This is a genomic window from Mycobacterium sp., assembly GCF_032162605.1.
Taxonomy (GTDB): domain Bacteria; phylum Actinomycetota; class Actinomycetes; order Mycobacteriales; family Mycobacteriaceae; genus Mycobacterium.
The window spans coordinates 1-10,326 of sequence record NZ_JAVROT010000419.1; the positions used below are offsets into that span (position 1 = coordinate 1).

At 66.6% G+C, this 10,326-nt stretch carries 12 protein-coding genes and 1 pseudogene; 9 read left to right on the plus strand and 4 right to left on the minus strand.

What is annotated here, in order from left to right:
* The coding region (locus tag QOI01_RS23650) for a zinc-binding dehydrogenase (RefSeq protein ID WP_526385278.1) at positions 1 to 979 on the minus strand (979 nt) is incomplete at its 3' end.
* A 22-nt stretch (positions 980 to 1,001) separates the two neighbouring features.
* Between QOI01_RS23650 and QOI01_RS23655 the strand changes: the two genes are divergently transcribed.
* The 3 genes from QOI01_RS23655 to QOI01_RS23665 all read left to right on the plus strand — a co-directional run bounded on the left by QOI01_RS23655 (position 1,002) and on the right by QOI01_RS23665 (position 2,836).
* Positions 1,002 to 1,973 carry an NADPH:quinone oxidoreductase family protein gene (locus tag QOI01_RS23655; protein ID WP_526385297.1) on the plus strand — a complete coding sequence of 324 codons (972 nt, stop codon included), beginning with the start codon at positions 1,002 to 1,004 and terminating at the stop codon, positions 1,971 to 1,973.
* A 248-nt stretch (positions 1,974 to 2,221) separates the two neighbouring features.
* Positions 2,222 to 2,482, plus strand: a complete 261-nt coding sequence (locus QOI01_RS23660) for a hypothetical protein (protein ID WP_526385280.1) — start codon at positions 2,222 to 2,224, stop codon at positions 2,480 to 2,482.
* A 108-nt stretch (positions 2,483 to 2,590) separates the two neighbouring features.
* The gene (locus QOI01_RS23665; protein WP_526385282.1) at positions 2,591 to 2,836 is read left to right on the plus strand and encodes a hypothetical protein; all 246 of its coding nucleotides are present in this window, start codon (positions 2,591 to 2,593) and stop codon (positions 2,834 to 2,836) included.
* A gap of 59 nt (positions 2,837 to 2,895) precedes the next feature.
* Here the strand turns inward: QOI01_RS23665 and QOI01_RS23670 are convergent, their stop codons facing one another.
* Complete coding sequence (locus tag QOI01_RS23670) at positions 2,896 to 3,543, minus strand: TetR/AcrR family transcriptional regulator (RefSeq protein WP_526385284.1); 648 nt, start codon at positions 3,541 to 3,543, stop codon at positions 2,896 to 2,898.
* Positions 3,544 to 3,650: 107 nt separating this feature from the next.
* Between QOI01_RS23670 and pip the strand changes: the two are divergent.
* Positions 3,651 to 4,592, plus strand: a pseudogene (pip, locus tag QOI01_RS23675) (prolyl aminopeptidase); the annotation flags it as partial.
* A 162-nt stretch (positions 4,593 to 4,754) separates the two neighbouring features.
* Here pip and mug read toward each other — a convergent pair.
* Positions 4,755 to 5,270, minus strand: coding sequence for a G/U mismatch-specific DNA glycosylase (gene mug, locus QOI01_RS23680; RefSeq protein ID WP_526385299.1), 516 nt, complete (start codon positions 5,268 to 5,270; stop codon positions 4,755 to 4,757).
* Between the two features lie 131 nt (positions 5,271 to 5,401).
* Here mug and QOI01_RS23685 point away from each other — a divergent pair, with 131 nt between their 5' ends.
* From QOI01_RS23685 to QOI01_RS23705, 5 genes are all read left to right on the plus strand, one after another.
* Positions 5,402 to 6,031, plus strand: coding sequence for a helix-turn-helix transcriptional regulator (locus QOI01_RS23685; RefSeq protein WP_526385286.1), 630 nt, complete (start codon positions 5,402 to 5,404; stop codon positions 6,029 to 6,031).
* Positions 6,032 to 6,384: 353 nt separating this feature from the next.
* A complete protein-coding gene (locus QOI01_RS23690) occupies positions 6,385 to 7,206 on the plus strand; it encodes an ABC transporter substrate-binding protein (RefSeq protein ID WP_526385288.1) in 822 nt (273 codons plus the stop codon).
* On the plus strand, positions 7,203 to 8,030 hold the full coding sequence (locus tag QOI01_RS23695; RefSeq protein WP_526385290.1) for an amino acid ABC transporter permease: 828 nt from the start codon (positions 7,203 to 7,205) through the stop codon (positions 8,028 to 8,030). Before QOI01_RS23690 ends, QOI01_RS23695 begins: the two co-directional genes overlap by 4 nt.
* The gene (locus QOI01_RS23700) at positions 8,027 to 8,785 is read left to right on the plus strand and encodes an amino acid ABC transporter ATP-binding protein (RefSeq protein ID WP_526385292.1); all 759 of its coding nucleotides are present in this window, start codon (positions 8,027 to 8,029) and stop codon (positions 8,783 to 8,785) included. The genes QOI01_RS23695 and QOI01_RS23700 overlap by 4 nt, the downstream gene beginning before the upstream one ends.
* A 159-nt stretch (positions 8,786 to 8,944) precedes the next feature.
* On the plus strand, positions 8,945 to 9,652 hold the full coding sequence (locus QOI01_RS23705; RefSeq protein WP_526385294.1) for a cutinase family protein: 708 nt from the start codon (positions 8,945 to 8,947) through the stop codon (positions 9,650 to 9,652).
* Positions 9,653 to 9,664: 12 nt separating this feature from the next.
* Here QOI01_RS23705 and QOI01_RS23710 read toward each other — a convergent pair whose 3' ends face one another.
* The gene (locus tag QOI01_RS23710; RefSeq protein WP_526385296.1) at positions 9,665 to 9,907 is read right to left on the minus strand and encodes a hypothetical protein; all 243 of its coding nucleotides are present in this window, start codon (positions 9,905 to 9,907) and stop codon (positions 9,665 to 9,667) included.
* Positions 9,908 to 10,326: the final 419 nt, after the last annotated feature.

Consider the following 10,326-nt stretch of genomic DNA (forward strand, 5'->3'; position numbering starts at 1 on the left):
GACGTGAGAGCTCGGCGAGCCGCGGGATGAAGGTGTGTGGGTCGCTGTCCCCCTCGACCACGCCGCGGACCCGTAGACCCTTGGCCATGATCAGCCCGACCGGAAGTTCGGCGTTGAGAGCACCCAGCCCGACGAGGGCCAGTGTTCCGCACGACCGCAACACCGTGAGAGCCGTCGCGATGACGGCGGGCAACGCGGTGGTGTCCACGGCGACGGTCGGCCCGCCGTCAGTCAGATGGAACACTTGACCCGCGATGTCGTCGGTCGTCGGGTCCAGCGTCGCCGTCGCACCCAATTTCACTGCCAGCGAACGACGTTCGGCTACGGGGTCGACGGCCACGACGGCGCGGCAACCCGCAATCCTGGCGCCCATCACCGCCGAAAGGCCGACCGCGCCCGCGCCGAACACGACGAGCGCGTCTGTCGTCCCCGCGGAAACTGCGTTGAGCACCGTACCGACGCCCGTCTGGACGCTGCAGCCCAATGGCGCCGCGAGCGCCGGGTCGAGCGGTTCCGTCAGCACCACGGTGTTGGCGGGGCGGGTGAGCACGTGGGTGGCGAAGCTGGACTGGCCGAAGAACGCACCTCTGACGGGCTGCCCGGCGAGGCGCAGTGCACTTGCCTCATCGGCCCCGTCGCCGCGCAGGTTCAGGTCCGTCGAACGGGCGCAGTAGGCGGGCCTGCCTGCGGCGCAGCTCGAGCATCGCCCGCAGCTGGCGAATGTCAGCACGACCTGACTTCCGACGTCGGAGCGCGCGGTGGGACCGATCTCGATGACGGTCCCGACACCCTCGTGACCGAAGACCATCGGCGACTTCCGTGCCGGCCACCTCGCGGCGACGCTGACGTCCGTGTGACAGATGCCTACCGCGTCGATGCGGACCAGCACCTCGTCCTCGACGGGCGGCCGGATCTGAACGTTGACCAGCTGCGGGTCTGCCCCCTCGGCCAGCAGGACCGCTGCACGTGCGTCGATCACCCGGGAAGGTTAAATGGTGACGATGCGCGCCATACAGATATCCCGCCTTGACGGTCCGACGGCCGCGGAGCTAGTCGAGATCGACGAACCGACCGATCCCGGCGCCGTGCTCATCGACGTGCACGCCGCAGGCGTCGCGTTCCCCGACGCGCTACAGACCCGCGGGCTGTACCAGCACAGGCCGGAGCTCCCCTACGTGCCCGGTGCCGAGATCGCCGGCGTCGTTCGAAGCGCCCCCGCGGGCGCACACGTGGCGGCAGGTGACCGGGTGGCCGCTCTGACCATGTTGTCCGGTGCGATGGCGGAAGTCGTTGCGCTACCGGCCGATCGGGTGTTCAAGCTTCCCGACGCGGTGTCCTTCGAGGGCGGTGCCGGACTGCTCTTCAACGATCTGACGGTGCACTGTGCGCTGCGCACCCGCGGGCGTCTGGCGGCAGGCGAGTCGGTGCTGGTGCACGGCGCGGCGGGGGGCATCGGCACGTCGACGCTGCGCCTCGCCTCGGCGTGGGGTGCGTCGCGGGCCATCGCCGTGGTCAGCACCGAGGACAAGGCCGACGTCGCGCGTGCCGCAGGCGCCACCGACGTCGTACTCGCCGAGGGCTTCAGGGATGCGGTCAAGGAGCTGACCGGCGGGCGGGGCGTCGACATCGTGCTGGACCCCGTCGGCGGCGACCGGTTCACCGATTCCCTGCGGTCTCTCGCCCCCGGTGGTCGGCTGCTGGTGGTGGGATTCACCGGCGGCGAGATCCCGACGGTCAAGGTGAACCGGCTGCTGCTGAACAACGTCGATGCCGTCGGCGTCGGCTGGGGTGCGTGGGCGACCACCCACCCGGGGTACCTGGCCGAGCAGTGGGCCGAGCTCGAGCCGCTGCTCGCCTCCGGGGCGGTCTGCGCGCCCGAACCCGTCGTCTACCCCCTGGAACGCGCGGGCGACGCCATCGCGTCACTGGAGGACCGCTCGGCCAAGGGCAAGGTCGTCGTCAAGATCCGGTAGTCATACCAGCACCGTTGCTCCGAAACTGTTCATGGACGACGAAGTAGCTTCTCAATTCTCCGTCAAGTCGGGCCCAGGACTCAAAAAGGAATGCGGACCGACCTAAACTGCCTTGTAAACGGCATATTTCCGGAAGTTGGCCGTGCCACCGCTGATGATCAGGACGCCTTGACTCCGGACAGTTCTGGACGATAAGGTTCACTCCAAACTGATCAGAGCGCTCTCAGCAGCGCAGATGGGACAACAACATGAAGAGTCGACTCACCCGCCGCGTCGCCGCGGGCCTCGGCGTCGCCGCCGTCATCTCGATGGGAGCGCTGACCGCTTGCGGCGGAGGCGGAACCGGCGGCCCGTCCAGCACCACCACGACAACGACGACGACCGCCCCGTCGACCACGGTCTCGCCCACCGAGAAGGGCCTCAATCCCACCGGTGGCAACAGCTTCAGTCCGGGGGTCAAGGCGCCGCCGGCACCCACCGGCGTCCCTGGCACCAATCACACCGGCTAGTACGAACGTTGTCGGTGGACCAAGCTTCGGCCTGGTCCACCGAGTCCAAGAATCGCTCCAAGAATGGCACCGCTCCCACGTCGTTTCCCGCAGCACAGATAGGACCGCATGATGAAGAGTCGACTCACCCGCCGCGTCGCCGCGGGCCTCGGCATTGCTGCCGTCGTCTCGATGGGAGCGTTGACCGCCTGCGGCGGAGGCGGAACCGGAGGGCCGTCCAGCACCACGACGACCACGACCACGACCACGCCGTCGCCCACCGAGAAGAGCATCAACCCGACCGGTGGCAACAGCTTCAGTCCGCCGGTCAAGGCCCCGCCCGCACCGACCGCCATTCCTGGCACGCACAACTGAATCGTCGATACGGACGGGACGGGCCAGTCGACTGACGGGGCCGCCCCGTCCGATTCTGGTCAGTCCTGCAGATCGGTTCCCGCCGGCGCGAACGACTTGATGTGCCCGATCGCCGAATTCAGCGCGGTCTGCATGAGGCGCGGATCGTGGGCCGTCTGCGAGAGCAGGTAACCACCCTCGACCGCCGCGAGCAGGCCGGTGGCCAGCGCGGGACCGTCGATTTCGGCTGTCAGCACACCGGCGTCGCGCATCCGCTCCAGCGCTGCCGCCAACATCGCCTGCCATTGCGCGAAGTGCTCGGCCAGCGACACGCGGGCTCTGTCGTCGGTATCCGACAGTTCCGCCGCCAGAGACCCGAGCTCACATCCCCACAGCCCGCGCCGCAGCGCGCAGCGCTGCACCATCGCGTCACGCCACTGGTAGAGCCCGCGAAACGAATCCACCTTCTCCAGTCGCATCCGCTGCCACGACAGGATCTCGTCAGCGCGCAGCGTGATGACTTCGTAGACCAGCTCCGCCTTGTCGGCGAAATGTTGATAGAACTGCGACTTACTCGTGACGCTGGCGGCCAGCACCTCGTCGATCGTCGTGGCGGCCACACCCCGCACGTGCATCAGCTCCGCCGCCGCGACAACGATCCGGTTGCGGGTAGCGGCGCCGCGTGCGGTGAGTTTCGGCCGCGACACACTGTTCGGTGGCGGCGACATCGCCCAACTCTATCCCTTCTTTTGGACGCCAGCGTCCAAGTCCGATCACTCCATCAACGCACATCGGGCTCGAGGCACGTCTCCGGGCTGCGGTACCGTGGCGGATCATGTCTGGCCGAGGATCGTGGCCCGAGGCGCAGGTGTACGAGCGCGGGTTGCTCGACGTCGGCGATGGCAACCGCATCTACTGGGAAGCCAGAGGCAATCCGCACGGCCTGCCGGTGCTCGTCGTTCACGGTGGGCCAGGATCCGGAAGGTCGCGCGGAGCCCACGAGCTGTTCGACCCTGCGGCCTTCCGGATCGTGTTGTTCGACCAGCGTGGGTGCGGTGACAGTGAGCCCAGTGCGGCCGATCCGGCCACCGACATGGCTCACAACACCACCGAACACCTACTCGCCGACATGGAAGCCCTACGCGAACGGTTGGGCATCGGCCGCTGGCTGCTCTATGGCGGGTCGTGGGCATCAACCCTGATCCTGGCCTACGCCGAGCGCCACCCGGACCGGGTGTTCGGCATCGTCCTGGTCGGAGTCGTCATGACGCGGCCCGCCGAAATCGACTGGCTCTACCACGGACTGCGCCTGCTGCTGCCGATCGAGTGGGAACGCTTCCGGACCGGCGTGCCCGACGAAGATCACGACGGGAACCTCGTCGAGGCCTATCGACGGCTGATGGAGAACCCCGACTCGGAGGTACGGGAGCAGGCGGCACGGGACTGGTGCGCGTGGGAGGACGCGGTGATCGCGCACGAAACTCTCGGCAACCCCGGGCAGTACAGCGCCAAACCCGACGCGGCGAAGCTGGCGTTCGTGCGGATTTGCTCGCACTACTTCGCCCATGGTGCGTGGTTGGATGACGGACAATTACTGCGAGATGCTAACCACCTCAAGGGTATTCCGGGATTCCTCATTCACGGACGCCTCGATCTGTCCGCGCCGCTGCTCACCGCATGGGAGCTGGCGCAGGCCTGGCCCGACGCTGCGCTCACGATCATCGAGGACTCCGGTCACACGGGCAGCCCCGCGATGCGGAACGCCATCGTCGATGCGGAACGCCATCGTCGATGCGATCGCCAAGTTCGTTCCCGACGCCCCGGCATCTCCACCTCGACCCTAGAATTCTCTCCTTGGTTGGGTGATGTCTGCAACGCGCTCGAATGCTCGGTGACGCAGTGCGGTCCTGCGGGGGTGCTGCAGCGCTCCACTCCCGCCTCACAACCGCCGGGTCAGATCTGTACGCAGCTCAGAGTAGGCACTAACCAGCGCGTCGAGCGTGAACCGCTTGTTGAGGCCACTCGGGTTGGGAAGCACCCAGGCTGTCGCGCCGGCGAACCCCGATGGTTGTCGGCCCCACGCGATGTCGGACGTGGCGAGCATCGCTGAAAGAGCGCGCTTTCCGAGGAAGGCGACCACCCGCGGCTCGTATCGGCGCATCTTTGCTTCGAAGGCCGGTTTGGCTCGCCGGAATTCGTCGGCTGCTATCTCGCTGGCCCGCTGGGTCGGGCGCGCCACGACCGCGGTGATGCCACACCCATACACCAGCAGCCGGCGCTCGTCTTCGGGTTGCAAGCGCGTGCCGGTGAATCCGGCCTGATGCAGGACAGCCCAGAAACGATTGTTTCGATTCGAGAAGTTGTGGCCGTCGGCGGCCGCGGTGGATGCTGGATTGATGCCGCAGAAGACCACGTCGAGCCCTGCCGCGAGGATATCGGGTTCGTACTCGCTCATTTCAGGTTCTTGCCATGTGCAGATGTGAGTTGACCGCGGCCAGTGCGTAAGCGTCACTCATACAAGAACTCCCATCGATCTGGACGTTACGGCATCATCGCCTGGCGCCGCTGTCAGAATCTTCAGCACTCGTGCCGGCCGATGGGCGCGAGCCGTACCGGGTCAGCCATCCAGTCGGCGGCGGCGATTCGTCCCTGTCGATCGGAGTCAGCGCGGCCACGCTGTTGGAATTGTTGCCGACCGAGTTGCTGCAGAACGGCGGTAGCGCGACGCTCAACCGGCGGCGCCTGCGCGCCGACGCACACACTCAGACGCGCGCGGCCGTGCTTCGACATCGCCTGAGACTCGGGACGATCGAAGACTTGGAGGCGGAGACGTTGACAATCGGGCTGATCTGCCACGCTCTGGGACAACGGTTTTCGGGCGCGACGCCAATCACTGGGACGGGTCAGCGGTTGGTCGATCACGCGAAGCTCGTGGTGTCATCGGATCTTGGGTGCAGGCGAACCTTGGCCGCCGAAGTCGGCGTGTCACCAACGTATCTGACCTACGTGTTCCAGAGAGTCGAGGGCACGCCGCTGTCCCGGTACCAGTTGCAGCTGCGGTTGGCGCGAGCGTTGGATCTGCTCGACGAATACGACGACGTCACCGAATTGGCTTTGGCCTTGGGGTTTTCCAGCCACAGTCACTTCAGTGCGGCGTTCAGGCAGACCTACGGCCACACGCCGTCAGCCTTTCACCGGGCTTCAAGGCTCCGCTGATCACTTCACCCGCTCACCTTTGCGTCATCCCTACTGCGTCGATCAAGTCCCCATCGGCAGCAGTAGGACCAAACCGATGGCGTAATCGATCTGAACGACGGTGACGGCCAAGATCGCCTACTGGGCACGTGAGAGCCGCACGAACGTCGATGCCGCCATCGTCCTCATCGCCGTGGGGGCCACCATCGCCGCCGCAGTGCCGTTCTGGCCGCACGCCCGGCCGGGGCCTTGCGCAATTAGCCATCGCGGCGGCCTCGAATCCACGGACTCGAAGCCGATGAACCCAATGGTGGCGCACACCGGCCGGGTGCGCAATGATGCCGCCCATGCGCAATGTCTCGAGTCTCCTATCCATGCTGGCTCTCGTCGGTCTGGTCGCCATTACGGCCTGCGCCCCTGCCGACGACAAGTCGTCCACCCCTGCGGCGGCCGAGAAGTGCAGCAAGGACTCGCTGACCACGCTGACGCCGGGCTCCATCACCTTCGGGACCGACCAGCCGGCCTACCCGCCGTGGTTCGTCGACGACGATCCCGCCAACGGCAAGGGATTCGAGTCCGCGGCCGCCTACGCCGTCGCCGACAGGCTCGGCTACGGCAAGGACAACGTGAAGTGGGTGCGGGTGCCGTTCAATGCAGCGATCGCGCCCGGCCCAAAGACGTTCGACGCCAACCTCAACGAGTTCTCCATCACCGACGAGCGCAAGCAGGCCGTCGACTTCTCGTCGCCCTACTTCAACGTCACCCAGGCGGTCGTGACGGTGAAGTCCTCACCCGCCGCCCAAGTGAAGACCCTCGCCGGGCTCAACGGCCTCAAGCTGGGCGCCCAGGTCGGCACGACGAGCTATACCGCCGCCAAGGCGATCGACGCCGACGTCGCGGTGTTCAACAACAACGACGACGCCAAGGCGGCGTTGACGAACGGGCAGATCGACGCGCTGGTGCTGGATCTGCCGACGGCCTTCGAGGTGCAGAGCGAGCTCGACAACGGGGTCATCGTCGGCCAACTGCCCGCCGGTTCCGAGAAGGCCGAGCAGTTCGGCATCGTGCTGGACAAGGACAGCCCCCTGACGGCGTGCGTATCCAAGGCCGTCGACGACCTCGGCAACGACGGCGAGCTGTTCAAGCTGCAGAAGGTGTGGCTGACTGGCGCCGGCAACGCGCCGCTGCTTTCGTGACCACGACAGCAATCGACCGGGTGGCCTACCGGCAGTCCAGGGCCCGCCGTTCCACCCTGATCGCACTGGTGTCGACGGTGGTGTTCGCCGCCGTGCTGCTCTTCGCAGTGACGTCCTCGCCGGGCTGGCCGCGGGTACGCGACTCGTTCTTCAACCTGCGCATCGGCTGGGAGAGTCTGCCCGCACTGTTGGAGGGTCTCTGGCTCAACATCCGGGTGCTGGTGGTGTGCCAAGTGCTGATCCTGGTGTTCGGCCTCGGCCTGGCCGCGGTGCGGACGCTGCGCGGTCCGGTGTGGTTTCCGGTGCGGGCGTTGGCAACCGGGTACGTCGACCTGTTCCGCGGATTGCCGCTGCTGATCTGCCTGTACCTCGTCGGCTTCGGTCTACCAGGGCTGCGACTGAGCGGATTGCCGACCAATCCGGTGCTGCTCGGTGGTCTCGCGCTGGTGTTGATCTACTCCGCCTACGTGGCCGAGGTGTTCCGAGCCGGCATCGAATCGGTCCACCCTTCGCAACTGGCCGCCGCCAAATCCCTTGGCCTGAACCACCGGCGCACCATGCAACTGGTGGTGCTTCCGCAGGCGACGCGGCGAGTGACTCCCGCGCTGCTCAACGACTTCGTCGCTCTGCAGAAGGACTGCGGATTGATCTCGGTGCTTGGCGCGGTCGACGCGGTGCGCGCCGCCCAGATCCAGGCGGCCACCACCTACAACTTCACCCCGTACGTCGTCGCGGGACTGCTGTTCGTCGCGCTGGCCGTGCCCTCGGCACGCCTCGCCGACTGGGCGTCGGCCCGCGCGGCGACCCGGCAGGGGGCGTTGTGACGGACGGGGCCGGCTCCCCGGTGGTGTTGGCGGTGCGGAACCTCCAGAAGGCTTATCACGACCGGAACGTGCTGAACGGCATCGACCTCGACGTCGCCGAGCATCAGGTCGTGGTCCTGATCGGAGCGTCCGGATCTGGGAAGTCGACGCTGCTGCGGTGCATCGACCTGCTCGAAGACATCGACGACGGGCAGATATTGCTCGACGGCCGCGACATCAGCGATCCGCGCATCAACGCCGACGAAGCCCGTCAGGCGATGGGCATGGTGTTCCAGTCGTTCAACCTGTTTCCGCACATGACGGCCCTGCAGAACGTCGCACTGGCGCCGCGCGTCGTACACGGTCAGAGCCGTGCGGACGCGCAGGCGCGTGGGCGTGACCTGCTGTCCCGGGTGGGTCTGGCCGACAAGGCGGATGCCTACCCGGACAAGTTGTCCGGCGGGCAGCAACAGCGGGTGGCGATCGCCCGCGCGCTGGCGTACCACCCGCGGTTGCTGCTACTCGACGAGATCACCAGTGCGCTGGACCCGGAGTTGGTCGGCGACGTGCTGGCACTCGTCGGTGAGTTGGCGACCGGTGGCAGCACCATCGTGATGGCGACCCACGAAATGGGCTTCGCGCGCGAGGTGGCCCACACGGTGTGTTTCCTCGATGGTGGCCAAATCGTCGAATCTGGTTCGGCTGAACAGGTTTTGACTGATCCGCAGCACGAGCGGACGCGTCAGTTCCTGCGGCGTTTCACTGATACACGCTAGTGGGCGCACACGTCCTCGGCAGTCTCGGGTTTCCGCGAGCAGGTTTGTCTTCGGCGACCGCGGGGCATATCGGCGAAAGTCGGGTTGAACTGTGAATGGGGTTGGGATGAGCATGGTCGAATCGATGGAAGCTACGTGGACCCTGGGCCGGTGGTGGGCATGAGCGCCCGCCACATCGGTCGTGTCCTCGGGCTAGCGCTGGCCGTGGCAGCCTCCGCGCTGCTGAGCACGCCAATCGGCGTCCCGACCGCCTCTGCTGAGCCGTGCCCGGACATCGAGGTGGTGTTCGCCCGTGGCACCGGCGAGCCACCGGGTGCCGGAGGGGTCGGGCAGGCCTTCGTCGATTCCCTTCGCTCGCAGGTCGGTAACAGATCGGTCGGGGTGTACGCGGTGAACTATCCCGCCAGCGGGGACTTCGCCGACGGAGTTGCGTTCGCCGGGACCGTCGTCGATGGCATTCGCGACGAGAGCAACCACGTCCAGTCCATGGCGACGACGTGTCCCAACACCCGGATGGTGCTTGGCGGATATTCCCAGGGCGCCGCCGTGACAGGCTTCACCACCGCGGATGCCGTACCGCCTGGCGTTCCCGCACTGGCCGTGCCTGCGCCGATGCCGCCGGAGGTGGCCGGGCACGTCGTCGCGGTCGCGCTGTTCGGAAAGCCGTCGGCACCGTTCCTGCAGTCCTACGGCGCGCCGGCGATCGTGATCGGACCCCTGTATCAACCGAAGACCATCGACCTGTGCGCTCAGGGCGACACGGTCTGTGACGGCACCCCCGGGGGCGGGCCCACCGCCGCGCACGTCCTGTACCCGGTGAACGGGATGGTGGCGCAGGCGGCCAGCTTCGTCGCGGGGCGCCTGTAGAGTCGCCGACGGCTAACCAGGTAGCCCCTGTTCCTCGGTGGGCAGCGGCGCCGGACCCTTGATGTCAGGTGTGGCCTTTTGCTCTGACACCGAACTGGGTGCAATCGTTTGGGTGATGGTGACACCGGTCTGCATGTCACCCGCGATCGAACCGGAGCCTGCTGGTCCCTGCAGTACTGCGACGCCGAGAGCGGCCGCAGTTGCGGCAGTGCTACCCCCGACGACGGCGAAGAGCTTGATGTCGCTGACTTTCACGTTCCCCATCTCCTTCGGTCGTTCTGGGCAACATATCGTTACCCTAAGTAATCATATTCCACGCAGGCGGCGATTCCAAACCCCCGAGTTTTGCCCTGAGCGCGTACGCATCCCCACCGCCGGAGCCCTGGAACTCGCGATATCGAATCCGCGGGGGCTGAACCGCCGGGATGTAATCGCTCGGCCCGACGAAGCACCCCGTCCCTTCGCGACCTAACCCCAACCCTGCCGGTCATACATACGCCACTCCACCCATCACCCTGCCGTTAATCAGGACGCCCACACAGGCGACCACGCGAAATCACACGCAGGCGCAAACGGGCCAACGGGCCAGCCCGGTCTGCCGCTCATGATGACTGGCAGAGAACCAAGCACCACTAGGCCGGTCCGCCAAGCTGACGCTGTGCGAGTTGCACATT